The organism is Klebsiella sp. WOUb02 (assembly GCF_050058015.1).
Classification (GTDB): Bacteria; Pseudomonadota; Gammaproteobacteria; order Enterobacterales; family Enterobacteriaceae; genus Klebsiella.
Genome location: NZ_CP170111.1, coordinates 164,668 through 189,064, shown reverse-complemented (window position 1 = coordinate 189,064; position 24,397 = coordinate 164,668). Strand labels below are relative to the sequence as shown.

Sequence of the window (24,397 nt, the reverse complement as noted above, 5' to 3'; positions counted from 1 at the left end):
AGAAGAACGCAATATCAACAGTATATACTGAGAAGCTGGTCTGCGGCTGCCATTATGCCGTCGCCGATACCCGTTCGGCCGCGCGCCACCAGACAATTAATGCCGCAAGCGCCACCACCCCAAGCGTCGCAAACGCCACGCGCCATGACGAATGCGCGACGATGCTGCCCGCCAGCGCCGGGCTGAACGCGGCGCCCGCGCCCTGCATCAGCATAATCACGCTCTGTCCCGCGTTGATATGCCCGGACCCGCGCAGCGCGTTAACGATATAGCCCGGCACCGCCACGCCCAGGATCCCGGCGGCGACGCCATCCAGAATTTGCACCGGAATAACGGATAACGGCCCGGCAAAACTGGCGGCCAGCGCGGCGCGGACCGGCAGTACAATAAGCGCAATCAGGATAAGCCGCCGGTAGCCATAGCGCTGCGCTTGCGCGGAGGTCAGAAGGGCTACCGGAATCATCACGCATTGCGAAATCACTACCGTCGCCGCCGCGTAGAGCCCAGGGCTCCACAGGCTGCTGCCGGTAGCAGCCACGCGCATGCTGAGCATTGGCAGCAGCGCGGCGTTGCCGAGGTGAAACAGCAGCAGCGTGATGCCGGTCGTCAGCAGCACCGGATGGCGCATCAGCACTGACAGCTGCGGCACCGCCTGCGCCTTATCGCTGGTTTCAAGGCCGCGCGCCGCGTCATGATCGATATCCTGCTCGCGGATCGCCAGTACGCTAAGCGCGGTGAAAACCGCCATGCCCGTCATCAGAACAAAGACCGCGCCGATGCCCCACAGCCACATCGCGCCGCCGGCCAGCACGGCCGCCACCATATTGCCGCCGTGGTTGAACGCCTCGTTGCGGCCCATTTGCCGCGTGAAGCCGCGCTGTCCGGTCAGGCCCAGCGTGATCCCCGCCACCAGCGGGCCAATCAGCGCGGCGACCAGCCCGGACACAATCTGCGAAAACATCGCAATGCTGTAACGGGTGCTGTACCAGAGCATGAGCGTCGCCAGCGTGACCAGCGCGCAGCAGGCGAGCAGCAGCAGGCGCTTCTTGCGCGTGGCGTCGATCATAATCCCGGCGGGCACCGTCACCAGCAGCGCCGCGATCCCGCCTGCGGTCATCACAAACCCAATATCATCTGGTCGCCAGTGCTGTTCAGTGAGATAAATGCCGAGAAAGGGGCCGAGCCCATCGCGCACATCCGCCAGAAAAAAGCTCATCAGGCAGAGCGCCTGTAGCGATCGCAACATCTTCATTCTTCTCCCAGCAAAAGGTGGTGACCCGAGACGACGTTATCATCTTGTTATGAATGCATTATGGCGGCAGTGAAAAAAGTCACACAAGGTAAAAGTAACCAAACGAAACGGGCAAGCGGTTGCGCGAATTCAGATAATAAGTGCAACGCTCGGTCATGTGGATGGAGGGACGGTTAGCTGCCGATAAGCTATCCTGCTCTTCCGACCAAAGATGAGCGAGTCACTATGAAATATCAGCAGCTAACCGAAGGGTTACGATACCAGATAGCCCTGTTGTGTGAAGATAAAGTGAGTCAGGCAGAGATTGCCCGCCGCTCAGGCGTCAGCAAATCAACGGTCTCGCGGGAACTGCGTCGCAATCGTTCTGTAGATGGCTACCAGCCAGCCGCGGCACAGAAGCTCAGTACCAGCCGCCGTAAAGCGGCCGGCAAACGCAGGATGCACGAGGATACGGTCTTCTTTGTTGAGGCTGCGCTAAACTGGCTGTGGAGTCCGGAACAGATCAGCGCCGTTGGCCGTATCATCGGCATGCCGGTTAGTCACGAGTGGATTTACCAGCATGTTCAGGCTGATAAAGCCAGTGGCGGCGAACTATACAGGCTCCTCCGGCAGGGTAAACGCCGCTATCGCAAAGGCTATGGTAAAAAGCGAAGTCCGATACCTGACGCCGTATCCATCGAACAGAGACCGGCCGTTGTTGATGCTCGTACCCGACCGGGTGACCGGGAAGCGGATCTGGTTCCGGGTAAACAAGGCACCGGAGCCATCGTGACGCTGGTCGAGCGTAAAAGCCGTATTTATCTGACGAAAAAGGTGTTTTCGAAAGATACAGGCGAAGTGGCCACAGCCATTATCTCGATGCTGAGCGGCTACAAAGATGTCTGCCATACCATCACGTTCGACAATGGCGGGGAGTTTACTCAGCACAAAGAGATCGCAGCGGCCCTGGAAACGGAAACCTGTTTTGCTCACCCCTATGCTTCGTGGGAACGTGGGCTAAATGAGAATACCAACGGGCTGTTGAGGCAGTTTATCCCCAAAGGAACTGACCTGACAGCAGTGACGGATGATGAGCCTCCGCAAGTACCAGGGAGCACTGAACAGCAGGCCACGAAAATGCCCCGGATTCCGGCAGCCTTCAGTGGTCTTTGCAGAGTTAAGAAAGGCGGCTTAGCGTTGCACTTCGAACTTGAATCCGCCAACGCAGTATACTGCAATTCCTTTTGGGATAGGCTCTTAACGGCACAAATTGCGGTATGTCTCATGAGAACTCACACCCAAATGTGGTAGTGAAAAAATCTATTATGAAACTTTGCAACAGTGCCAGATAGGGTTTAAAATTTTTCGTTTTTAAGTTTTAGTAAGTAATCATCTACTATTTTTTTATTTAATTCATCTGAGTAATAAAATTCTTTCAATGGTCCAATGAATAAACTTTCATCATCAGATGACCATTTCAATGGAAATAAGCGAGAAAATTTCATGCGTTCGCCACTGAGCATGTACAAGCATAAATATTTATTTAAATATGGATTTTGATTATATTCATTTATTCCTATAAGAACAATGTTTTCTTCAGGATATAAGACAATATACCACTGTTTTTTAACAAAACGTCTGCCTTTAAGAGTAAATATATCAGTGATATTGTAATCTATGTCTGATTTTATCTTGTTCATAGCGGTAGATATCGCTTTTTTAATAGATAATTGATCTTTAAAAAAATAAAGCAAGAGAATGGCGAAGAATATTATAAATATAAATGAGATTATTTTAAATATTGATGGAAGTGGATCTTTAGAGTCAAACAAATAGCCAGCCGCTATTGCAAGCAAAACAAAAATCAACAAACCTTTAGTCTCGTCTTTTTTGTTTTTTGATTTTATAAACATAACTACTGGGATTGAAAGGATAAAAATAACAAAGCAATAAAAAATATAATAGATGGCTCAAGCATAAAACAAACCTTCGAATAATTACTATCCATTTATCAAAGGAGTATCATAAAATAAAAAACATAACATTAAAAATCATTCATAACTCCGATTTATTGATTCTGGTGAAGCGCGAATTCAGATAATAAGTGCAACGCTCGGTCATGTGGATGGAGGGACGGTTAGCTGCCGATAAGCTATCCTGCTCTTCCGACCAAAGATGAGCGAGTCACTATGAAAGATCAGCAGCTAACCGAAGGGTTACGATACCAGATAGCCCTGTTGTGTGAAGATAAAGTGAGTCAGGCAGAGATTGCTCGCCGCTCAGGCGTCAGCAAATCAACGGTCTCGCGGGAACTGCGTCGTAATCGTTCTGTAGATGGCTACCAGCCAGCCGCGGCACAGAAGCTCAGTACCAGCCGCCGTAAAGGGGCCGGCAAACGCAGGATGCACGAGGATACGGTCTTCTTTGTTGAGGCTGCGCTAAACTGGCTGTGGAGTCCGGAACAGATCAGCGCCGTTGGCCGTATCATCGGCAGGCCGGTTAGTCACGAGTGGATTTACCAGCATGTTCAGGCTGATAAAGCCAGTGGCGGCGAACTATACAAGCTCCTCCGGCAGGGTAAACGCCGCTATCGCAAAGGCTATGGTAAAAAGCGAAGTCCGATACCTGACGCCGTATCCATCGAACAGAGACCGGCCGTTGTTGATGCTCGTACCCGACCGGGTGACCGGGAAGCGGATCTGGTTCCGGGTAAACAAGGCACCGGAGCCATCGTGACGCTGGTCGAGCGTAAAAGCCGTATTTATCTGACGAAAAAGGTGTTTTCGAAAGATTCAGGCGAAGTGGCCACAGCCATTATCTCGATGCTGAGCGGCTACAAAGATGTCTGCCATACCATCACGTTCGACAATGGCAAGGAGTTTACTCAGCACAAAGAGATCGCAGCGGCCCTGGAAACGGAAACCTGCTTCGCTCACCCCTATGCTTCGTGGGAACGTGGGCTAAATGAGAATACCAATGGGCTGTTGAGGCAGTTTATCCCCAAAGGAACTGACCTGACAGCAGTGACGGATGACGAGCTCCGCAAGTACCAGGGAGCACTGAACAGCAGGCCACGAAAATGCCTCGAATTCCGGCAGCCTTCAGTGGTCTTTGCAGAGTTAAGAAAGGCGGCTTAGCGTTGCACTTCGAACTTGAATCCGCCAGGTGCGATTTAATCGGTGGGCCCCGAGATGAGCGGCACTATCCGCCGGGAGAGTGTTTTGTCTGCGAAATCAGGCTGCCAGATCCTTATTTGTATTAGGGAGGTGCGATTTAGAGGCTATCCCAATAGGTGCTTATTCCAGACAATGACACCGCAGACAAAATGCAGCATGGCTTCGTAGTTCCCGACTTTTTTCTCCCACCGCGCCAGTATCCGCCGGAACCGGTTCATCCAGCTATGCGTTCTTTCCACTACCCAACGGTGCGCTTTAAATTCTGTCGTTCTGAGGGCTTCTGACTCCTCTTTCCGTGACTGTATATGAGGTTCATACCGACGAAGCTTCAGATATGCCGCAAGCCATTCGGCTTCATAACCTTTGTCCATACACAGTCTCAACCTTTTACCGGGTCGGCCCGTCTGAAGTGCATCAGGCGTCTCTGCAACTAACCGGATATCGTGAGTATTGGCTCCGCTGACAACGACTGAGAGTGGCAGACCGTTACCATCGGTCATCAGACTGCGTTTTACTCCCTGTTTTCCCCGGTCAGTGGGGTTGCGCCCCGTTTTTTTGAGCCTGAAAGCGGCGATTTTGTCATGCAACCATCCATCGCCTTCCCTAATGCTATATTCAGCATAACAAATGTGAAAATGGGTATCCAGTGACGCTAGTGCTAATAAAAGGTGGCGGCTTTATGCCAATTTTGCAGGTCTTATTTAACATATATTAAACGTTGCACGGCATTATCTAACGTTTTTCTCCGCGAAGAAATAAAAAGATGTCGTGAATATTTTGTTAGGTTAAATCAGTCTATCTTTATTATGAACGGTTCTTTTTCCCATCAATCCGTTAGCCACTAGGATCCAACTTTGTCTTTAATTCAGGGTGAGTTTATGATCGGTATCTCTCGGTATTCTATTATTTTAATGGCATCAATGGCGTTTTCTGCTGTAGCTCACGCAAAAGACGTTTTACGTATCGGCTATCAAAAATCCGCTACTACGCTTGTGTTACTCAAAGGGGCAGGTTCACTGGAAAATCGACTGAAATCACAGGGTATTGCGGTGAAGTGGACTGAATTCCCCGGCGGCCCGCAACTGCTTGAAGGGCTGAACGTCGGCTCGGTGGATTTTGGTTTTACCGGGGAAACGCCACCGGTATTTGCTCAGGCAGCAGGCGCGGATTTGGTTTATGTTGCCAATGAACCGGCCTCACCGACCGCAGAAGCGATTCTGGTCCCGAGAACCTCAACACTTAAATCGGTCACCGAGTTAAAAGGTAAAAAGGTCGCCTTAAATAAAGGCTCAAACGTGCATTATTTATTAGTTAAGGCATTAAGTGATTCCGGACTGAAATATAGTGACATCACCCCGGTTTATTTACCGCCAGCCGATGCCCGTGCGGCATTTGAAAATGGCAGTGTCGATGCCTGGGTTATCTGGGACCCGTTTAGCGCTGCTGCGGAAAAACAGATTCAGGCGCGGGTACTGCGCGACGGACGAGGCATTGTCAATAATTACCAGTTCTACCTGGCGACCCGCGATTATGCCAGTAAGCATCCGCACGTGATCACTGCGCTTATCGAAGAGATTCGTCTGATTGGCAGCAAAGCCACTCAGGACCCGCAGTCCGCAACCCGCGAAGTGGCTCCACTGTTAGGCCTGCCGGAGAATATCACCCGCATTGCCGTCGAGCGCCAGGGTTATGACGCCCAGTTTATTTCCCCGGAGGTGATTGCCGGTCAACAGCGGATTGCCGACACCTTTACGGAGTTAAAACTGATCCCGAAAAAACTGGATATTGGGCAAGTGGTCTGGAAACAGCCGAAGTAATTAATGGCGGCATCAGGGAGTCAATGCGATGAATAGTGTAATGAAACAGGCCGTGAACCGATTGATCCCGTGGATTATCCCACTGCTGTTAATTATCTGCTGGCAAGGGGCCGTTATGGCCGGCTGGCTATCAACCCGCATTCTGCCCTCGCCCTGCGCGGTGCTACAGGCGGGCTGGTCGCTGGCGTACAGCGGGGAGTTATGGCACCACCTGGCCATCAGTAGCTGGCGAGCCGCCGTGGGCTTTGGCATCGGCGGCGGCATTGGTTTATTGCTGGGGCTGATTACCGGTATCTCACGCTTTGGCGCATTACTGATAGACAGTACGGTACAGATGGTGCGTAACGTTCCGCATTTAGCCCTGATCCCGCTGGTTATTCTGTGGTTTGGCATTGATGAGTCCGCCAAAATTTTCCTCGTCGCTCTGGGTACTTCTTTCCCTGTTTATTTAAACACCAACCACGGCGTGCGCCATGTGGATGCCGGGCTGTCAGAAATGGCGCGTAATTATGGGCTGAGTGGCTTTACGCTGTTTCGCCACGTGGTCCTGCCCGGTGCGCTGCCCTTCATTCTGGTGGGGGTGCGCTTTGCGCTAGGCCTGATGTGGCTGACGCTTATCGTGGCGGAGACCATTTCCGCCAGCTCCGGCATTGGCTACCTGGCGATGAACGCCCGTGAATTTCTGCAAACCGATGTGGTGGTGATGGCCATTATTTTATATGCCGTGCTGGGCAAAATGGCGGATGTCGCCGCGCGTCTGTTAGAGCGCAGTTGGCTGCGCTGGCATCCAGCCTGGCAGGCTGGTAGAGGTGAATCATGAGTGCGCGCATCTATTCCGTGAATCAGGGTATCGCGCTGGAGACAGAACAACTGGGTAAACAATTTCATCAACGCGCCGTGCTGAATGCCTTGGATCTGCATATTCCCGCCGGGCAATTTGTGGCGGTGGTCGGGCGCAGTGGCTGCGGTAAAAGCACCCTGCTGCGTCTGTTCGCAGGGCTTGAGAAACCGAGTGGTGGGAAATTGCTTTCGGGGATCCAGCCATTGCACCATTTTCATCAGGATATCCGCCTGATGTTTCAGGATGACAGACTGCTGCCGTGGAAAAAAGTGATTGAAAACGTAGGGATTGGTCTGTCGGGTGACTGGAAACCGAAAGCGCGGGAAGCGCTGGAGTCTGTGGGTCTGGCAGGTCGCGAGGATGACTGGCCGTCGGCGTTATCCGGAGGACAAAAACAGCGCGTGGCACTGGCCAGAGCGTTGATTCATCGGCCACGATTATTACTGCTCGATGAGCCGCTTGGCGCACTGGATGCGCTGACGCGCATTGAGATGCAGCAGTTGATCGAGCGCTTGTGGCTGGAGCAGGGTTTCACCGTTCTGTTGGTCACACACGATGTCAGTGAAGCGGTCAGCATTGCCGATCGGGTGATCCTGATTGAAGAAGGGGCGATTGGCCTCGATTTAACCGTCGATCTGTCCCGTCCCCGGCAACGGGGTCTGCCTCGTCTTGCGGCGCTGGAAAACGAGGTACTGGAACACATTTTTACCCGGCACGAGGTCGGTTCTGAACAACCGGGTCTTCACTACAACAAGGGGCAACAATGAGTCAGGAAGCACAGGTATTAAGCCCGCAGGAAGCGCGCATCTTGCACGCAAACGCGGCTCCCCGGGTCGGTATATCGCAACGAACCGCAAAAATACTGGCACAAATCCGGCAAGGCAAACCCAGTATTGATGTTGAGCGCGCCCGCTATTTCACCGAATCGATGCGTGAGACCGAAGGTCAGTTGCTGATTTTGCGCTGGGCGAAAGCCATGTACCACATTGCACAGCACATCACGGTCTATATCGACGATGAACAGTTGATCGTGGGGCGCGCCGGTAAGCCGGGGCGCTATGGCATTTTGTACCCGGAACTGGACGGTGATTTTCTTGATGCCGCCATCAGCCAGTTGCCCGCCAGGCGAGAATCCCCTTTTACCATTGAGGAGCCGGATAGCCAGATTATCCACGACCAGATTACCCCCTACTGGCAGGGAAAAACTTACCACGAACAGCTATCGCAGGCGCTGTCGCCAGAAACGCTGCGTTTGACCTACGAACCGGATCGGCAGACTTCGCGTTTTATTGTTAATGAAACATCGTCCTTCCGTTCATCCATTCAGTGGGTGCATGACTATGAAAAGGTGTTACGCCGGGGGTTCAAGGGGATTCGTGACGATGCCAGAGAGCGTCTCACCCAGTTAGACCCGCTCGATCCTGTTGATAACGTGGAGAAAGCACCATTCCTCAACGCCATTATTATTGCCGCAGACGCCATCGTGCTGTGGGCGCAGCGTCATGGCCAGCTTGCCAGAGAGCTGGCAAAGAAAGAGAGCAATCCGCGCCGACGCCAGGAGTTGCTGGAAATTGCCGAACGCTGTGAGTGGGTTCCTGAGCATCCGGCGCGGGATTTTCGCGACGCGTTACAGGCGCAGTGGTTTACCCAACTATTCTCCCGTATGGAGCAAAAAACCGGCACCATTATTTCCAATGGCCGGATGGATCAGTACCTTTTCCCGTATTACCAGCGGGATATCGAAAACGGCATATTAACCGATGAACAGGCGCTGGAGTGGCTCTCCTGCGTGTGGGTGTCGATGGCACAGTTTGTTGATTTATATATTTCGCCGACTGGAGGCGCATTCAATGAGGGCTACGCCCACTGGGAGGCAGTGACCATCGGCGGGCAAACGCCGGAGGGAATGGATGCCACCAACGCTCTGTCACATCTGTTTTTACGCTCCAAGCGCGAATTCCCCCTACACTATCCGGATTTAGCCGCCCGCATTCATAACCGCACCCCGCCGCGATTTTTACAGGATATTGCTCTGACCATTAAAGAGGGCACCGGCTTTCCGAAGCTGATTAACGATGAAGAGGTTGTGCCCTTATTGCTCTCCAAAGGCGCCGAATTTTCCGAGGCCTATGATTATGCGGTATCCGGTTGCGCCGAATGCCGAATGCCCAACCGCGATACCTATACCAGCCCCTGCGCCTATATTAATTTCCCTGCCGCGCTGGAGATGACGCTAAATAACGGGCGGATGCGCCGCCATGAGGGCGAATTGCTGGGGGTGGAAACCGGCGACCCACTGAGCTTTGCCCAGTGGGATGATTTCTGGCAGGCGTACCTTAAGCAGCATCTTAATTTTCTGCGCCACGCCTTTACTCAGCAGAAAATCATCATCGATTTACGCGCCAGACATTTTGCCTGGCCGCTCGGCACCGCATTACATGATTTAGCGCTGTCGGATTTTAAGGACATTCATCAGCCGAAGATTGCGGGCGGTATTGATTTAGGCTACTTCGAGTTTATGGGGTACGGCACGGTTATTGACTCCCTCGCCGCCATTAAAAAGTGGGTCTACGAGGAGAAGCGCATTCCGATGGCGCAATTGCTGGCCGCGCTCGCGGACAACTTTGAGCACCATGCGGTGATCCGCGCCCTGCTGATGAGCGCACCGAAGTACGGCAACAACAATCCCTATGCCGACAGTATTGGCAAAGCGCTGGATAAGGTCTGCGTCGAATTTACGCGGAAATACTCGCAAAGCCTTGGCGTACATCTCGACCTTCGGTTAGTGCCGTTTACCTCCCATGTGCCATTTGGCAAGGTGGTGCATGCCACACCCAATGGACGCAAGGCGTGGATGCCGCTTTCCGACGGTTCGTCGGCCTCGCAGGGGTGCGATATCGAAGGTCCGACAGCGGTGCTGCTGTCGAATTACCAGACCAAAAACTACCAGTATCGGGAGCGGGCCGCCCGTTTGTTGAACATCAAATTCACGCCATCGATCGTTGCGGGGGAAGCGGGTACGCGCAAACTGTGTGATTTAATCCGTTCATGGTGCGACCTCAAATTGTGGCATGTGCAGTTTAATGTGATTAATCGCGAAACGCTGCTGTCGGCAAAAGCCGACCCGGAACGATATCGTGGATTGATTGTGCGCATCGCGGGCTACAGCGCTTACTTCACCGATTTGTCCCCGGACTTACAGGACGACCTGATAGCCCGTACCGGACATGAAGTGTTCTAGCAACACCTTTCCGACAGGATGGAACAGATGACCGGCTGGGTTTTTAATATTCAGCGTTACTCGTTGCATGACGGCGCGGGGATCCGCACCGTGGTGTTTTTGAAAGGCTGCCCGCTGCGCTGCACCTGGTGCAGCAACCCAGAGTCCCAGCAGGGAAAGCCTGAGATGGCCATCGATAGCCGCAAATGTCTGGGCCAGACGCAGTGTGGCCTGTGTGAAAACCAGTGCGCCAGCGGCGCGCTCGGCTTTCGCTCATCCGGCGAAGTAGCAATCGACCTCACCCGTTGCACCCAGTGTTTGCAGTGTGTATCGCCGTGCCCGACCAACGCGCTGCACCGTTTTGGCGAGCAGATCAGCGTCGGGCAGGTGCTGGATCGGGTAGAAGCCGAGGCTGTTTTTTACCAGCGTTCCGGCGGCGGGATAACGGTCAGCGGCGGTGAACCCCTGATGCAAGGCGAGTTTACGCTGTCACTGTTACGGGAGGCGAAAAGAAGGAGTATCGATACGCTACTGGAAACCTGCGGCGATGGAAGCTGGTCGGCCCTGCGCCAGATTGCCGGGTATACGGATGGCATTTACTTTGATGTTAAAAGCCTCAACGACGCGTCGCATCGCCGGTTTACGCAGCGGGGCAACCGGCAAATTCTGAGTAACCTGCTGCGCTTACGCAAGAAATTTCCCGCCCTGCCCATTCATGTGCGCACGCCGCTGATTCCGGGGTTCAACAGCACGCGTGAAGATATTAACGCCATCATCGATTTCATCCTTCCCCTCAAAGTGAGCTATGAAATTCTGCCCTACCATCGACTGGGGCGTGATAAATATCGCCTGCTCGGAAGAGAATATCCTCTGACAGACGCCATGCTGCCAGAGGGGTATAGAGAGGAGATTATTGGGCATGCCAGACGGCGCTGCGCCGGGCGTTACGGTGCGCCGGAGAGTAAGTATCCTCCGGCAGAGCCGGGTAATGTCTCACTACTACTGCTGTAAACCATGTCACACAAGCTAATCGCCTGATGTCACAGCGGTCAGTGAGCCGTCTTGATACTGCCTGCGCCATTTGAAGATCTGGTTAGCATTGATACCATGAAGGCGAGCAACGTGAGACACGGTCATGCCGGGCTGCATAGTCTGCTGAATAATGGCAATTTTTTTCTGAGAGCAGGATAGCTTATCGGCAGCTAACCGTCCCTCCATCCGCATGACCGAGCGTTGCACTTATTATCTGAATTCGCGGTTACGGTAATTGATGAGGGAAAAGCATGGCAGGCATTAAATGGCAGATTAGCGATGAACTCTGGGAAAAAATGGCTCCACTGCTCCCGGAACACAAGACCAACCATCCGTTGAGCACGCATCGCAGGCGTGTTGATAATCGTGCCGCGATGAACGCCATTTTCTTCGTGCTCAGAACAGGGTGTCAGTGGAATGCGCTGAATGTGACAGGTATTTGCTCATCAAGCTCAGCCCATCGTCGTTTCCAGGAGTGGCGGGATGCCGGCGTTTTCGAGCGGTTCTGGCAGAACGGATTGCTGGCCTGTGAGAAGCCTGATGCCATTGACTGGTCATGGTTGTCGATGGATGGTTGCATGACAAAATCGCCGCTTTCAGGCTCAAAAAAACGGGGCGCAACCCCACTGACCGGGGAAAACAGGGAGTAAAACGCAGTCTGATGACCGATGGTAACGGTCTGCCACTCTCAGTCGTTGTCAGCGGAGCCAATACTCATGATATCCGGTTAGTTGCAGACACGCCTGATGCACTTCAGACGGGCCGACCCGGTAAAAGGTTGAGACTGTGTATGGACAAAGGTTATGAAGCCGAATGGCTTGCGGCATATCTGAAGCTTCGTCGGTATGAACCTCATATACAGTCACGGAAAGAGGAGTCAGAAGCCCTCAGAACGACAGAATTTAAAGCGCACCGTTGGGTAGTGGAGAGAACGCATAGCTGGATGAACCGGTTCCGGCGGATACTGACGCGGTGGGAGAAAAAAGTCGGGAACTACGAAGCCATGCTGCATTTTGTCTGCGGTGTCATTGTCTGGAATAAATACCTATTGGGATAGCCTCTTATCCCTGCTATATTTGCTGTCATCACACCGTAACGAAAACGTTTGCGTTGGTGTTCATTTATGGTATTTATTGTTACCCATGACATCTTCTGATGGATGACAGTGGCATGCAGTTCATTCAATATGGCGTCGTAGTTTTGGGCCTGGGCGTGATAGTCGTCGTATTGTACGCCTTTGACAGGCAGATCTCAGGTAAGCACCGGCGGAGATTAGAAAAGATTTCGCGCGAGAAAAGTCAGCGTTAAAACCTCGCATCAGGATGGAGTGACTGACCGGACGTATCCGATTGATATAGTCGACTAAGGAAGATGCGATTTAATCGTCAGTTATGAGTGCGCAAGCTGACCGAGCTGGGGCATGCACCAAAGCTAATATCGCCCCAGTTTGTTCGCCCGTTTGTCAAAACTAACAAAAATGACTTTATTGATGCAGAAGCAATTTGCGAAGCTGCATCACGGCCGTCAATGAGGTTTGTTAAGCCCAGAACTGAGTCTCAGCAGGAAATACATGCCTTACACAGGGTATGAGAATCGCTGGTCAGGGACAGAGTTAAAGCCACAAATCAGATTCAGGCATTTTTACTGGAGTTTGGTATCAGCGCCCCAAAAGGTCCGACGTTGATAAAACGCTTCGCTGAGATTCTGGAGACAAACGAACTGCCGCCTTCCATGATCGGTTTGCTGCAAAAATTACGAGATCATTATGATTATCTTGTTGAACAGATTAAATATTTAGAAACTCAGCTGCAGACATCACTGGACGAAAATAGTGCAGGCCAGCGATTGCTTTCGATCCCCTGTATCGGTCCTTTGACCGCAAGCCTACTCTCCACTCAACTGGGTGATGGAAAACAGTATGACGGACGCCACAGCCAGTTTAGCGCAGTCTCAACAAAGAAGACCGTATCCTCGTGCATCCTGCGTTTGCCGGCCCCTTTACGGCGGCTGGTACTGAGCTTCTACGCTGCTGGCTGGTAGCCATCTACAGAACGATTACGAAGCAGTTCCCGCGAGACCGTTGATTTGCTGACGCCTGAGCGGCGGGCAATCTCTGCCTGACTAACTTTATCTTCACACAACAGGGCTATCTGGTATCGTAACCCTTCGGTTAGCTGCTGATATTTCATAGTGACTCGCTCATCTTTGGTCGGAAGAGCAGGATAGCTTATCGGCAGCTAACCGTCCCTCCATCCACATGACCGAGCGTTGCACTTATTATCTGAATTCGCGCATTGGGGTTATTAAAAATTTACTTAACGAAGGTGAAGAAAATAAATGATGGAAAATCTAACAAAAGATTCATCGTCTCAGTCGCAATACAGAAACGTGAAGGTATTTAACTCAGGAAAATCTGCACTTGAACTCAATGCTTCAATATCCAATGGTGACGTTAACCTGATACTTGCCGGTCCTTCTCTACAAAAGTCTGGTTCTTTTGACTGGACAGGTAATAAATGCTTTTCAACAAAGCTTAGTGACGATGAGGTCATCACATTAAGTATGGTGTTCCTTCGTCTTACACCCGAAACAGTGCTTAAAGACAAGAAAACCAAGCATAATGGTAAGAGCGTCTACAAAAACATAAAAGTAACTTTTGACGGAAAACCAACAGCTACCCTAGGCTGTGTCCCGTAATCACCTGAGCTATAGTAACTGTCTGTTTCCACAACATATTAAACTATGGCTCGCTACGACATTCCCGATGAAGCATGGACTATCATCCAACCCTTTCTGCCAGCAGCGTCTGCCTCTCCACAGGCCGGGCGTCCGTGGGCGGAGCATCGTATGATCATCAACGGCATGTTCTGGGTGCTGTGTTCAGGTGCACCATGGCGTGATTTACCTGAACGGTACGGCCCATGGAAGACCGTTTATAACCGCTTTAACCGATGGTCAAAATCGGGTGTGATTAACATTATTTTCAACAAGTTACTTTCAGCTCTGGATGCACATGGCCTCGTGGACTGGTCGGCCACTGCACTGGATGGCAGCAATATCCGGGCGCTGAAATGTGCTGCCGGTGCGCAAAAAAACAACCCGATATCACCGGAGATAATGGGCTGGGTCGCTCTCGCGGTGGTTTTGGCACCAAAATTCATCTGGCGACAGACGGAAGTGGTCTGCCGTTAAACATCGTACTGAGTCCCGGTCAGGCTCACGAAAGCCAGTTTGCACAACGTCTTCTGGACGGTATCGGTGTTCAGCGCCAGAACGGAAGTATCAAGCGCCGTGGTCATGCAGTACTGGCTGATAAAGCCTACTCCGGACATGCGTTACGTAACGAACTGAAAAGAAGAGGGATAAAAGTTGTCATCCCGCGTAAATCCAATGAAAAAATGGCCACAGATGGTCGTTCACCACTCGATCGTGAAGCCTACCGCAATCGCAATGTTGTTGAGAGGTGCTTTGGTCGCCTGAAAGAATACCGCCGCATTGCCACACGTTACGACAAAACGGCGAGGAATTATCTGGCGATGGTGAAACTGGGTTGCATCCGATTGTTTTACAAGAGGTTATGTAATTAAGGGACACAGCCTAGAAGTTGGTGTTCTAGCCATAAACAAGGCTGATAGTGAAATCAATTTTGTACAGAAAATTAGTTTCGAACCTTCGGCTTGCCTGAGGTTAGGCCTTTTCCTCCTGTCAGTCATTCAATCACGAAATCCTGGCTTACCCTCGGATACGATACTGACGTGTATGCGTCTTAATGCAAGTGCTCGATCTCAAAAGTAACTTTTACTTTTCCCAAAATGCGTTTTGCGAAAATTTATAAAAATTCACTTCACTTAGGGAAGGTGCGATTTAATCGGTGGGGTTCAGTGGAGTCCTTAGCTGAGCTGTATTTTCTCTCTGTAAGACGTCTACGAGCACTTTGTACTGGTGAATATTTGCTCTCCATTATTCAATGAATGGCAAAGAACACCCTCATTTTGCACATTATTTACGCTATTCCCGCCAGTTGCGCTGCGCGAACCAGATTCCCCATCGCAAACAGCATTGACAGCCGGTTGTGATTTTTCCTCAGACCCCGTAATCGGGTCTTTCTGAAACCAAACTGGCATTTCAGTATCCGGAACGGATGTTCAACCTTCGCCCTGATACTGGCTTTCACAAATTCATCATGAAGTGCCTGTTTATTCCGACGCGGATGCTGTTTCATTTCTTTTACAGCAAGCGGGCCTTTCGCAATAAACCAGTATTTTGACAGCCCGCTCAGTGACTCCCGCTTTTCCGCCCCCCTGTATCCGGCATCAGCAAACACCACTTCCACAGGCTCCGTAATCAGATTTTCCGCCTGATTAAGGTCATGCTCATTTGCGGCGGTGGTGACCACTTTTTCAGTCAGGCCTGTCGTTGCATCAACGGCAATATGCGCTTTCATGCCAAAGTACCACTGATTACCTTTGCGGGTCTGGTGCATCTCCGGGTCACGTTGCCCGGATTTATTCTTCACAGAGCAGGGAGCGGAGATGATGGTGGCATCGATAATCACGCCCTTACGCATCATCAGTCCTGCCTGCTTCAGTTTAAGGTTAATCAGGGCCAGCACCTGTTCACCGGCGTTATGTTTCTCCAGAAAATGACGGAAATTCATGATGGTGGTGCGGTCGGGGACGCAGCAGTCGATACCGGCAAACTGACGAAATGGCAGCATGTCATGAAGAGCATCTTCGGCAGCACTGTCACTGAGGTCAAACCAGAGTTGCAGGCAGTGAATGCGCAGCATGAGCAACAGGGGAAAAGGTCTGCGTCCCCGTCGGGATGAGGGATAGCAGGGAAGCAGCATATCAGCGATATCGAGCCATGGGACGAGAACATCCATACGGTCGAGGAACTGTTTTTTGCGGGAGGAATAACTGGAAAACGCTGGCATCGTGAAAAGTCTATGGCAAAGAGAGGGTTATGTTCTCATAACTGACGATTAAATCGCACCTTCCCTAACCCGCAGGCCGGGCTCAGCGAGGAGGAATGGCAGCAGGCGGTGCGCTTTGTGGTCAGCCGCACCGCCTACCTGCGTACCGTCACCGCCGGCACGATCACCGCGTCTGAGGAGCAGCATGCCCTGCGCAAAAAGGGCGCCATCAACGCCCGCTTTGTAAAAAAGCCACGCGACCCGGAGAAGGACCCGTCCCGCCGTGACACAGACTGAACAGTCCGGGCATCTGGCATGGTGCGCCCTCGTCGCACTCGGCATGGCCCGGCAGGACGGCACCCTGACCTCGCCGGCGCAGGAACACCTGTTTCTCACCCGCTGGCTGGCCACCGCCCTGAAGCAGCGGCGCTTTTCCCATGACGTCACCCCGGATATCGAATGGCTGCTGAAGCAGGGACACCTGCATGGCGTGCGGGCAAAACTGCCCGGGAAGCTGGATTATCTGTGGCGCTCCTGCACAGGAGAGCTCACGGAGCAGAATGACCTGTTCCGTCTGACGTATGCGGTGGAGACGGCGAAGGAGATGCAGTGGCAGTACCGGGTGCTCAGTGACCGCGAGTGGTCCGGCCGTCATGCCCTGCCCCTGAGTGAGGCGGTGAACGGGGTGTATCTGTTGTGCACGAATCTGGACGCGGCCTTTGACGAGGACGGTAACCAGACCGGGCCGCTGATGGCGCGCATCACCGGCAGTGTCGAGGGTATGGTGGCGCTGCTGAGTTCCTGCGGCTGGCAGGCGGTGGCAGAAAATGACGCCCTGCCCCGGCAGTACCGGCTGACCGCCGGGCAGGAAAAAGGTCAGGACTAAAACACTCAGTGGCGCAGCTGCGACAGGTCGTCTTCGGACAGGCCGGTCATTTTCATCACCGTGCTGCGGTCCAGACCGTTGTCCAGCATCGTGCGGGCCACTTCCAGCTTGCCCTCGAATTTACCTTCGAGTTTGCCTTCAAGTTTGCCTTTTTCGATACCGCGCTGCTCGCCCAGTTGAATGCCCTTCTCGATGCCCTTCTGCTCAAGCTGCTGTGCAATTGTCATCAGTGTGTCCCCGTGCTGTGGCACCCGCTGTGCCAGTTGACGAACAAAGGCTTCGGCGTCGTCGGTCTCGCCGGCCTGTACCAGATAGTGTATCAGCGATATCAGTCTGCTGTCCCGTGAGATGTCCGGTCAGCAGAACCGTGGCCAGCCGGTCGAGCAGGCCGGCCAGGTCACGCCGGTGAATGTGTTTCTGCAGCAGCGTCAGGGCGGCCATGCTGCGGTGGGTCATGATGTCGTCGTCCGGAATGACGGTGACGTCAACCAGCGGGAACGGCCCGGCATACAGTCTGTCCGGCCAGTGCCGGGTCGTCAAACTCATCCAGCCAGCGGGTGGAGTACGGATAGGGGCTGCGCCTGCCGGTGTAGAACAGCACCGGAATCACCAGCGGCAGCTTTTTATGCCCCGCATCGAGATGGCGCTGCATCGCGGCCACGGCATAGCGCAGCAGGCGGAAGGCCATGTGTTTGTCCGGCGAACTCTGGTGCTCAATCAGAACGTGAATGTAGCCGTCGCCGGCGGTGGTCTTCAGGCTCCAGAGGACATCGCTGTAATAGGCCCGCAGGCTTTCCTCGACAAAGCTGCCGGATTAGAGTTTCAGGGTGCTGAGGTCGCAGACGGCGCGCAGCTCCCCCGGGAGGTGAATGGCGATAAAGTCCCGGGCGGTGTCGGGGTTTGTCAGGAAGGCCCTGAAGGCCGCGTCATGCGGTACCGGGGTGGATTTTTTCATGCGCCTGTCTGGTCAGTTCAGAAAAGACCAGCTTACCACACCGGCCGGCCTGATTCAGTGACAGCAGTTCCGTCCGCTATGAGCGAGCTGCGGACATGATGTGCTGCGGCGATTCCGCTCAAAGCTCAATCATTCTGTAAAGAATATGATTAAAATTTATCTTTGTCATACATGGAGTAAGACTAATGAATATCAATATAAGACCAGCTCAATTGTCTGACGTTGAAGGTATTTTCACTGTCAGAACATCAGTCGCCGAAAATCATCTGAGCCGTGAAGAGATGCGGGAGATGGGCATCACCGAAACTACCGTGAGCAATATGATCAAAGAGGGTCGTTGCGCATGGGTTGCGAAAGATGATGATGAAGTGGTTGGTTTTTCTATGATTTTAAGGGAGAAAGGCTCTCTTTATGGTCTTTTTGTCCTTCCTGCCTATGAAGGCAGAGGCATCGGTCGCAGCCTTACAAAGATTGCGGAACAAGAGTTGTTCAAACATCACGAAGTTGCCTGGCTGGAAACAGATAAAAACAGCCGTGCGGCCAAATTCTACATGAAACTCGGCTGGGGTAATAAGACAACATTAGATGGCGCTTTTATTCGATTAGAGAAGCAACGTGGTAGTTGACCTTCTATCTGAAGGGAAAAAGTGCGATAGCGATAGCACGACACTTCGGCAGAGGTAAAAACTTCACCGGTGAAGTTTTCTGGGCTCGAGGTTATTTCGTTTCAACCGTTGGTTTGGATGAAGCCACGGTCAGGGCGTACATACGCAACCAGGAGAGAGAAGACGAACGATACGATCAAATGAAACTGAACGTATAGCAGCCGCCCTGGGCGGCTCATGGTTTGTCGGCGCCTTTGAGGCGCTCACCCTAAAGCCTCCGGCTCTGCCGGAGGATACTTACTATTGAAAATACAATTTATTATTCCAGCCTGAGACCATCGATTAAATCGATTGTAAATGGTCTTCCAGTGGCCATAGCGTTCTGGCAAATCCCGCCAGGGAGCCCCGGAGCATAATACCCAAAATATGCCATTCATAACTTGCCGGTGCTCGATGTAAGGTCGACCACCTTTGGCGGTACCTCGTTCAGGTGGCAAAACAGGATAAATCAGTGCCCAGGCTTCATCAGGGAAATCGTAACGTGCCAAGTGAAGAAACTTCTTGTGATTAGAACATTCATCAGATTGTACAAAAAATAGTTACGGGACACAGCCTAGCCTAACGTCCGCTCCTGGCACAAAGTTGCCCCTGCTGCCTCAACGGCAGCAACGAGCGAACAGCGGAAGTTCGCAGTTGATCTCGTAGCCAAACAGTCACGTTACTAACATTGCGGCGTGTTAATCAACGGGGAGCAGATCACCCATCTCAGGTCTCTCGCAGCGCCAACAGTAATCGACTAAAGAGATCCTGAGATGTCTAAAACGCTACATTATCCGTGAACTCTATCCATTGATTTTATCAGACCTCGCATATGCCAATCGCCCACTCTTGACATAGGAGCGTCAACGCCCCTATGGAGCGGTTCTTCCGAAGCCTGAAGACCGAATGGGTGCCGACGAAGGGCTACAACAGCTTCAGCGATGCCCAAAGTGCGATAATCCGCTACAGCACGGGCTATTACAGTGCCATCCGGCCTCACTGGTATAACGGCGGTCTGACGCCCAACGAATCTGAGCGGCTGTACTACTTACAGTCTAATGCGGTGGCCAGTATTAGTGTGCCACTACAGCGCACCGTTGGGTAGTAGCTGGATGAACCGGTTCCGGCGGATACTGACGCGGTGGGAGAAAAAAGTCGGGAACTACGAAGCCATGCTGCATTTTGTCTGCGGTGTGATTGTCTGGAATAAATACCTATTGGGATGACCTCTTAGCGTTGCACTTCGAACTTGAATCCGCCATCAAGCAGTTTCAATGATCACGGGTATATAAGGGAATGAACTTAACAAACTGCAACTTGAGGTATCATGTGTATATAACAAATTACTTATCAGATGCTAATGTATAGCTATTAGATAGCTTTTGCATACTGTGCTAAAACAATACCCAGAAATTACTTATGGCTATTACAGTACGGGAAACTATTAAATATGAACTACTTAGCAATTCTTGGCACCAATTCTAAGGTGTCATCAAACCGCATGTTACTGCAATTTATGCAAGAGCACTTTAAGGAAGAGGCCCGGATAGAGCTCTGTGAAATAAAAGATCTTCCGGCTTTTTACGAAGCCGAAGATGACCAGATCCCTCAGGAAGTGGAAGCCCTGTCAGTTAAAATCCGTCAGGCTGATGGTGTGATCATCGCTACCCCAGAGTATGACCACACCATCACCGCAGCCTTAAAGAGCGCATTAGAATGGATCAGCTATACCAGTCAGGCTCTCACTGATAAACCGGTCCTGATTGTGGGAGCCTCCCATGGCGCCTTAGGCTCTTCCCGCGCTCAGGCCCATCTTCGTCAAGTTCTTGATTCCCCTGAATTATCCGCACGACTTATGCCTGCCAGCGAATTCCTGTTAGGAAAATCGCAAAGCGCCTTTGACACGGGAGGCACCTTAATCAATGAAGCTAAGCTAGCTGAACTCAATGAGATTTTTAGAGAATTTGTTCTGTTTACTGATCTTATTACAAAATTGTTATCAGACAAGACGGTCAGCAAAAAAGACAAAAAATTCGCCTGGCAAACTCAGGGGGCATAAAAGAAATGAAATTTACTGCAATTGTAGGAACCACATCTCCGAAGTCCTATAACCGGACACTTCTTCAGTTTATGAAGACGCATTTTAATGACAAAGCTGAAATTGAACTGTTAGAAATCAACGAAGTCCCTATGTTTAACCAGGACTGTCCATCTAACAATCCACAGCTGCTGGAGATTAATGAAAAAATAGTGGCAAGCGATGGCGTCATTATTGCAACGCCAGAATATAACCACTCCATTCCTTCCAGCCTGAAAAGCGTTCTTGAATGGCTAAGCTACGAGCTTCATCCTCTGGATAGCAAGCCTGTTATGATTCTGGGCGCATCTATTGATTATCAAGGCTCTTCTCGCGCTCAGTTGCACCTTAGGCAGATACTGGATGCTCCCGGGCTCAATGCCAATGTGATGCCGGGTTACGAATTCTTGCTGGGCAATGCCAACAAGGCCTTTGACGAAAATGGTCAACTGAACGACGAAAGTACTATCAACTTTTTGGAAATCTGCGTCTTAAGATTCATGCGTTTTGCCAAAATTTCGAATCAATTAAATGAAGAAGAGGATTTCTCTTTCGTACCTGGCACCTATGAAGTACATGCCTTGGGTCATGGCGGTGCCCTTCCAATGAAGGTCTCCTTCAGTGAGAAGAAAATCGAAAGCATTTATATTGACACCGCCGGCGAAACAGAAGGTCTGGCTGACGTCGTATTTGTGAGAATTCCTGACAAGATAATCGAGGGGCAAACCCTGAATGTAGATGCGCTGTCCGGCGCATCAGAAACAAGCAACGCAGTGATCGATGGTGTTGCTAAGGCGGTTAAACTGGCTGGTGTGAACCCTGATATCCTGAAGAAACGTCCAAAACCAGCCAGTAGTTTGAATCGCGGCGATGAAGAGTACACCTGTGATGTGGTTGTGATTGGCGGCGGCGGCGCCGGCTTAAGTGCGGCGGCAACCGTCTTACAGCAAGGCAAAAGTGCCATCGTTCTTGAAAAATACCCGGCTGTTGGTGGTAACACTATTCGCACCGGTGGTCCAGTTAATGCTGCAGACCCTGAGTGGCAGAGATCTTTTCAGGAAAATCCGGGCGAAAGACATACTATCGAAGCGCTATTAAACACGGATGAACGTGATATTCACCAGGAATACCTGGCTGACTTCAGAGCGCTGAAAAACGAATTTGCTATCTACCATGCACATTTTGGCGATAACAAGGGCTTTCTGTTTGACTCTCCACTGCTACACAGAATGCAGACCTATTTCGGTGGTAAACGTACTGACCTCCAGGGAAACAGCATCTATGGTCAATACGACCTGGTTAAGATCTTAACCGATAGAGCCTTAGAGAGCGTTAAATGGCTTGAAGACATCGGTGTTGAGTTTAACAAAGACATCGTTTTTGCTCCTGTTGGCGCGCTATGGCGTAGGGGGCACAAACCAGTCAAAAAATATGGTACCGCCTTTATTCTTGCTTTAAGCAAATATATTGAAGATATGTCTGGCACCATTATTACCGATAGCCCGGCAAAAGAATTTCTCATCGAAAATGGTGAAATTAAAGGGATTATCGCTACAGGCGTGAACGGACAAAAAATTACCGTTCATGCTAAAGCGGTTGTTCTGGCCAGCGGTGGTTTTGGCGCTAATACCAGGATGCTAAAACAGTACAACACATACTGGAGCCACATTGCTGACGATATCAAGACAACTAATTCCTATGCTATGACAGGTGACGGTATCCTTCTTGGCCAGTCAGTGGGCGCAAGCTTAACGGGTATGGGCTTCACCCAGATGATGCCAGTTGCCGACCCGAATACAGGTGAGCTCTTCAGCGGTATTCAGGTGCCGCCAGAGAACTTCGTCATTGTGAATAAACAGGGCAAACGTTTCATCAATGAATTTGCCGGGCGTGACGTTTTAACCAAAGCTGCGCTTGCTGAAGGTGGCCTCTTCTATCTGATTGCTGATGATGAGATCAAGAAAACTGCTGCGAATACCAGTCAGGAGAAAATTGACCGTCAAGTTGAAGCCGGTACTCTCTTTAGAGCTGATACGCTTGAAGAGCTGGCGATTAAAGTAGGCATGGATCCAGACATACTGGTGGATACCGTCAACAAATACAATAGCTATGTTGAGGCAGGTGAAGATCCTGAATTCCACAAAGATACATTTAGCCTGAAAGTAGAAAAAGCACCTTTCTATGCAACACCCAGACAACCCGCTGTTCACCATACAATGGGCGGTCTGAAGGTTGATGCCGCCACTAGGGTTCTGGATGAACACGGCCAACCGATTAAGAACCTCTATGCTGCCGGGGAAGTCGCAGGGGGTATCCATGCCGGTAACCGTCTCGGTGGTAATGCACTGGCTGATATCTTTACTTTTGGCCGAATTGCAGGCCAAACGGCTATTGCAGAAATGAACTAAAACGCGGGTAGAGTCCAAAGGCGTGGTGTAAATTCGGCAGGATGGTGATAGCCATCGGCTTATCCGGTAAAGTAATGGTTGTGAAGACAATTATCTTAAGAGGAACAAACCGATGGCTGACCACAGCATGACATTCATGCAACCCGGTGGTGAAGACTTTTGCGTGAACTCACCGAATTTATGCTCAACCGCATCATGGAAGCCGATGTTACTCAGCGTATCAACGCACAGCCTCATGAACGCAGTGATGAGCGTGAGACCTACCGCAACGGCTAAATGAGAATACCAATGGGCTGTTGAGGCAGTTTATCCCCAAAGGAACTGACCTGACAGCAGTGACGGATGATGAGCTCCGCAAGTACCAGGGAGCACTGAACAGCAGGCCACGAAAATGCCTCGAATTCCGGCAGCCTTCAGTGGTCTTTGCAGAGTTAAGAAAGGCGGCTTAGCGTTGCACTTCGAACTTGAATCCGCCTATTCCATATACAGCATGTGAATGGCTATATCAGTCGTTTAAAAGGCTGGATGAAGCGATTTCATGGTGTAGGGACTGCATATCTGCCGAATTATCTGGCCTGGAGGCGGCTGTTTGAGACCACCGTAATTGATGTGAAAGTCTGGCTACAAATTGCATTACGGCATAACCAACATACTTTGCAAACATAGCCGGTTTTCATCATACACACGCTGTATCTCCGTTTTCAGCAGGTGGTCACGCTGTTCACGCGGGCTGCGCCTGTCCGGATGCATGCGGTGGTGCTGATACCGGTAATACGTCGACGGGGCGATATCCAGTTCCTGGCATACCGGTCCGACCCCATGCTCATTACGCAGGGTATCCACCAGAGGGGCTATTTTTTCCAGAGGCGGTCGAACTCCGCCTTCGCAAAATAAGCGGAAGCCTGTCGCAGGATATCGTTACTGCGGCGAAGTTCGCGGTTTTCCCGTTCCAGCTCCTTAAGACGCTGGCGTTCGGTGGCAGTGAGTCCGCCGTCACCGGCATCACGTTCATGCTGGCGAAGCCAGGTGCGAAGCGTCTCCGGTGTACAGCCGATTTTGGGGGCAACAGAGCTGATGGCAGCCCATTGTGAGTCATAGTCGTTCTGGCCTTCGATAACCAGACGAACGGCCCGCTGACGGACCTCAGGGGAAAAGCGCGTATTTTTAGTCATCCTGTTTACCTCTCTCTCAAAGA

At 51.4% G+C, this 24,397-nt stretch carries 16 protein-coding genes, 15 pseudogenes and 1 other annotated feature; of the genes and pseudogenes, 22 read left to right on the top strand and 9 right to left on the bottom strand.

The window, feature by feature from the left end; genetic code table 11:
• Positions 1–52: 52 nt before the first annotated feature.
• Positions 53–1,246, bottom strand: a complete 1,194-nt coding sequence (locus ABOC21_RS28940) for an MFS transporter (RefSeq protein ID WP_426815863.1) — start codon at positions 1,244–1,246, stop codon at positions 53–55.
• 231 nt (positions 1,247–1,477) lie between these two features.
• Between ABOC21_RS28940 and ABOC21_RS28935 the strand changes: the two are divergent.
• A pseudogene (locus ABOC21_RS28935) lies at positions 1,478–2,426 on the top strand (IS30 family transposase).
• 160 nt (positions 2,427–2,586) lie between these two features.
• Here the strand turns inward: ABOC21_RS28935 and ABOC21_RS28930 are convergent.
• Complete coding sequence (locus ABOC21_RS28930) at positions 2,587–3,144, bottom strand: hypothetical protein (protein WP_426815836.1); 558 nt, start codon at positions 3,142–3,144, stop codon at positions 2,587–2,589.
• Positions 3,145–3,420: 276 nt separating this feature from the next.
• On the opposite strand from ABOC21_RS28930, the gene ABOC21_RS28925 reads away from it, so the two are divergent.
• Positions 3,421–4,368: an IS30 family transposase gene (locus ABOC21_RS28925; protein WP_426815835.1), complete on the top strand. Its 948-nt coding sequence runs from the start codon at positions 3,421–3,423 to the stop codon at positions 4,366–4,368.
• Between the two features lie 143 nt (positions 4,369–4,511).
• On the opposite strand, the pseudogene ABOC21_RS28920 reads toward ABOC21_RS28925, so the two are convergent.
• Positions 4,512–5,005, bottom strand: a pseudogene (locus ABOC21_RS28920) (IS5 family transposase); the annotation flags it as partial.
• Positions 5,006–5,285: 280 nt separating this feature from the next.
• Between ABOC21_RS28920 and ABOC21_RS28915 the strand changes: the two are divergent.
• From ABOC21_RS28915 to ABOC21_RS28895, 5 genes are read left to right on the top strand one after another with little or no spacing between them, the layout of a single operon-like run.
• A complete protein-coding gene (locus ABOC21_RS28915) occupies positions 5,286–6,224 on the top strand; it encodes a sulfonate ABC transporter substrate-binding protein (protein ID WP_426815834.1) in 939 nt (312 codons plus the stop codon).
• A gap of 40 nt (positions 6,225–6,264) precedes the next feature.
• Positions 6,265–7,044 (top strand): aliphatic sulfonate ABC transporter permease SsuC, encoded by a 780-nt coding sequence (gene ssuC, locus ABOC21_RS28910; protein WP_426815862.1) that lies wholly within the window; start codon positions 6,265–6,267, stop codon positions 7,042–7,044.
• Positions 7,041–7,832: an aliphatic sulfonates ABC transporter ATP-binding protein gene (ssuB, locus tag ABOC21_RS28905; protein WP_426815833.1), complete on the top strand. Its 792-nt coding sequence runs from the start codon at positions 7,041–7,043 to the stop codon at positions 7,830–7,832. Before ssuC ends, ssuB begins: the two co-directional genes overlap by 4 nt.
• A complete protein-coding gene (hpsG, locus tag ABOC21_RS28900) occupies positions 7,829–10,306 on the top strand; it encodes a (2S)-3-sulfopropanediol dehydratase (protein ID WP_426815832.1) in 2,478 nt (825 codons plus the stop codon). The genes ssuB and hpsG overlap by 4 nt, the downstream gene beginning before the upstream one ends.
• Before the next feature lie 27 nt (positions 10,307–10,333).
• Complete coding sequence (locus ABOC21_RS28895; RefSeq protein WP_426815831.1) at positions 10,334–11,296, top strand: glycyl-radical enzyme activating protein; 963 nt, start codon at positions 10,334–10,336, stop codon at positions 11,294–11,296.
• Between the two features lie 18 nt (positions 11,297–11,314).
• On the opposite strand, the pseudogene ABOC21_RS28890 reads toward ABOC21_RS28895, so the two are convergent.
• Positions 11,315–11,509 (bottom strand): annotated as a pseudogene (locus ABOC21_RS28890) (transposase); the annotation flags it as partial.
• Between the two features lie 59 nt (positions 11,510–11,568).
• Here ABOC21_RS28890 and ABOC21_RS28885 point away from each other — a divergent pair.
• Both ABOC21_RS28885 and ABOC21_RS28880 read left to right on the top strand, forming a co-directional pair.
• Positions 11,569–12,374 (top strand): annotated as a pseudogene (locus ABOC21_RS28885) (IS5 family transposase).
• A 341-nt stretch (positions 12,375–12,715) separates the two neighbouring features.
• Positions 12,716–13,237 (top strand): annotated as a pseudogene (locus ABOC21_RS28880) (IS110 family transposase); the annotation flags it as partial.
• Positions 13,238–13,239: 2 nt separating this feature from the next.
• Here ABOC21_RS28880 and ABOC21_RS28875 read toward each other — a convergent pair.
• A pseudogene (locus ABOC21_RS28875) lies at positions 13,240–13,506 on the bottom strand (helix-turn-helix domain-containing protein); the annotation flags it as partial.
• A gap of 148 nt (positions 13,507–13,654) precedes the next feature.
• Here ABOC21_RS28875 and ABOC21_RS28870 point away from each other — a divergent pair.
• Positions 13,655–14,014 carry a hypothetical protein gene (locus tag ABOC21_RS28870; protein ID WP_426815830.1) on the top strand — a complete coding sequence of 120 codons (360 nt, stop codon included), beginning with the start codon at positions 13,655–13,657 and terminating at the stop codon, positions 14,012–14,014.
• Positions 14,015–14,059: 45 nt separating this feature from the next.
• Positions 14,060–14,904, top strand: a protein-coding gene (locus ABOC21_RS28865) for an IS5 family transposase (RefSeq protein ID WP_426812222.1) whose coding sequence is annotated in 2 segments (ribosomal slippage) — positions 14,060–14,405 and positions 14,405–14,904 — 846 coding nt in all. Because the reading frame shifts where the segments join, the coding sequence is not laid out codon by codon here.
• A 416-nt stretch (positions 14,905–15,320) separates the two neighbouring features.
• On the opposite strand, the gene ABOC21_RS28860 is transcribed toward ABOC21_RS28865, so the two are convergent.
• Positions 15,321–16,253 carry an IS5 family transposase gene (locus ABOC21_RS28860; RefSeq protein WP_426815829.1) on the bottom strand — a complete coding sequence of 311 codons (933 nt, stop codon included), beginning with the start codon at positions 16,251–16,253 and terminating at the stop codon, positions 15,321–15,323.
• A 117-nt stretch (positions 16,254–16,370) separates the two neighbouring features.
• Here ABOC21_RS28860 and ABOC21_RS28855 point away from each other — a divergent pair, with 117 nt between their 5' ends.
• Both ABOC21_RS28855 and ABOC21_RS28850 read left to right on the top strand, forming a co-directional pair.
• On the top strand, positions 16,371–16,529 hold the full coding sequence (locus ABOC21_RS28855) for a hypothetical protein (RefSeq protein WP_426815828.1): 159 nt from the start codon (positions 16,371–16,373) through the stop codon (positions 16,527–16,529).
• Positions 16,516–17,118 (top strand): DUF2913 family protein, encoded by a 603-nt coding sequence (locus ABOC21_RS28850; RefSeq protein ID WP_426815827.1) that lies wholly within the window; start codon positions 16,516–16,518, stop codon positions 17,116–17,118. The genes ABOC21_RS28855 and ABOC21_RS28850 overlap by 14 nt, the downstream gene beginning before the upstream one ends.
• 5 nt (positions 17,119–17,123) lie before the next feature.
• Here ABOC21_RS28850 and ABOC21_RS28845 read toward each other — a convergent pair.
• Positions 17,124–18,073, bottom strand: a pseudogene (locus ABOC21_RS28845) (Rpn family recombination-promoting nuclease/putative transposase).
• 185 nt (positions 18,074–18,258) lie between these two features.
• Between ABOC21_RS28845 and ABOC21_RS28840 the strand changes: the two are divergent.
• Both ABOC21_RS28840 and ABOC21_RS28835 read left to right on the top strand, forming a co-directional pair.
• Complete coding sequence (locus ABOC21_RS28840) at positions 18,259–18,699, top strand: GNAT family N-acetyltransferase (protein ID WP_426815826.1); 441 nt, start codon at positions 18,259–18,261, stop codon at positions 18,697–18,699.
• A gap of 5 nt (positions 18,700–18,704) precedes the next feature.
• Positions 18,705–18,896: pseudogene (locus ABOC21_RS28835) on the top strand (transposase); the annotation flags it as partial.
• Positions 18,897–18,980: 84 nt separating this feature from the next.
• Here ABOC21_RS28835 and ABOC21_RS28830 read toward each other — a convergent pair.
• Positions 18,981–19,226, bottom strand: a pseudogene (locus ABOC21_RS28830) (transposase); the annotation flags it as partial.
• 356 nt (positions 19,227–19,582) lie between these two features.
• Between ABOC21_RS28830 and ABOC21_RS28825 the strand changes: the two are divergent.
• The 7 genes and pseudogenes from ABOC21_RS28825 to ABOC21_RS28795 all read left to right on the top strand — a co-directional run.
• Positions 19,583–19,822 (top strand): annotated as a pseudogene (locus ABOC21_RS28825) (integrase core domain-containing protein); the annotation flags it as partial.
• A gap of 1 nt (position 19,823) precedes the next feature.
• Positions 19,824–19,943, top strand: a pseudogene (locus ABOC21_RS28820) (IS5/IS1182 family transposase); the annotation flags it as partial.
• 224 nt (positions 19,944–20,167) lie between these two features.
• Entirely contained in the window at positions 20,168–20,776 is a 609-nt protein-coding gene (locus tag ABOC21_RS28815; RefSeq protein WP_426815825.1) for an NADPH-dependent FMN reductase, read from the top strand.
• Between the two features lie 5 nt (positions 20,777–20,781).
• Entirely contained in the window at positions 20,782–23,202 is a 2,421-nt protein-coding gene (locus ABOC21_RS28810) for a flavocytochrome c (RefSeq protein WP_426815824.1), read from the top strand.
• 112 nt (positions 23,203–23,314) lie between these two features.
• Positions 23,315–23,475: pseudogene (locus ABOC21_RS28805) on the top strand (transposase); the annotation flags it as partial.
• Positions 23,475–23,651 (top strand): annotated as a pseudogene (locus ABOC21_RS28800) (IS30 family transposase); the annotation flags it as partial. The pseudogenes ABOC21_RS28805 and ABOC21_RS28800, both read left to right, overlap by 1 nt.
• Positions 23,652–23,679: 28 nt before the next feature.
• A pseudogene (locus tag ABOC21_RS28795) lies at positions 23,680–23,868 on the top strand (IS1595 family transposase); the annotation flags it as partial.
• Positions 23,869–23,871: 3 nt separating this feature from the next.
• On the opposite strand, the pseudogene ABOC21_RS28790 reads toward ABOC21_RS28795, so the two are convergent.
• Positions 23,872–24,374: pseudogene (locus tag ABOC21_RS28790) on the bottom strand (transposase); the annotation flags it as partial.
• Positions 23,983–24,099, bottom strand: a sequence feature (AL1L pseudoknot). It overlaps the preceding pseudogene by 117 nt.
• Positions 24,375–24,397 lie beyond the last annotated feature (23 nt).

Bases quoted from the DNA above. Each gene is read 5' to 3' on its own strand.
- ABOC21_RS28940 (WP_426815863.1), bottom strand. From the start codon at position 1,246: ATGTTGCGATCGCTACAGGCGCTCTGCCTGATGAGCTTTTTTCTGGCG.
- ABOC21_RS28930 (WP_426815836.1), bottom strand. From the start codon at position 3,144: ATGTTTATAAAATCAAAAAACAAAAAAGACGAGACTAAAGGTTTGTTG.
- ABOC21_RS28925 (WP_426815835.1), top strand. From the start codon at position 3,421: ATGAAAGATCAGCAGCTAACCGAAGGGTTACGATACCAGATAGCCCTG.
- ABOC21_RS28915 (WP_426815834.1), top strand. From the start codon at position 5,286: ATGATCGGTATCTCTCGGTATTCTATTATTTTAATGGCATCAATGGCG.
- ssuC (WP_426815862.1), top strand. From the start codon at position 6,265: ATGAAACAGGCCGTGAACCGATTGATCCCGTGGATTATCCCACTGCTG.
- ssuB (WP_426815833.1), top strand. From the start codon at position 7,041: ATGAGTGCGCGCATCTATTCCGTGAATCAGGGTATCGCGCTGGAGACA.
- hpsG (WP_426815832.1), top strand. From the start codon at position 7,829: ATGAGTCAGGAAGCACAGGTATTAAGCCCGCAGGAAGCGCGCATCTTG.
- ABOC21_RS28895 (WP_426815831.1), top strand. From the start codon at position 10,334: ATGACCGGCTGGGTTTTTAATATTCAGCGTTACTCGTTGCATGACGGC.
- ABOC21_RS28870 (WP_426815830.1), top strand. From the start codon at position 13,655: ATGATGGAAAATCTAACAAAAGATTCATCGTCTCAGTCGCAATACAGA.
- ABOC21_RS28860 (WP_426815829.1), bottom strand. From the start codon at position 16,253: ATGCCAGCGTTTTCCAGTTATTCCTCCCGCAAAAAACAGTTCCTCGAC.
- ABOC21_RS28840 (WP_426815826.1), top strand. From the start codon at position 18,259: ATGAATATCAATATAAGACCAGCTCAATTGTCTGACGTTGAAGGTATT.
- ABOC21_RS28815 (WP_426815825.1), top strand. From the start codon at position 20,168: ATGAACTACTTAGCAATTCTTGGCACCAATTCTAAGGTGTCATCAAAC.
- ABOC21_RS28810 (WP_426815824.1), top strand. From the start codon at position 20,782: ATGAAATTTACTGCAATTGTAGGAACCACATCTCCGAAGTCCTATAAC.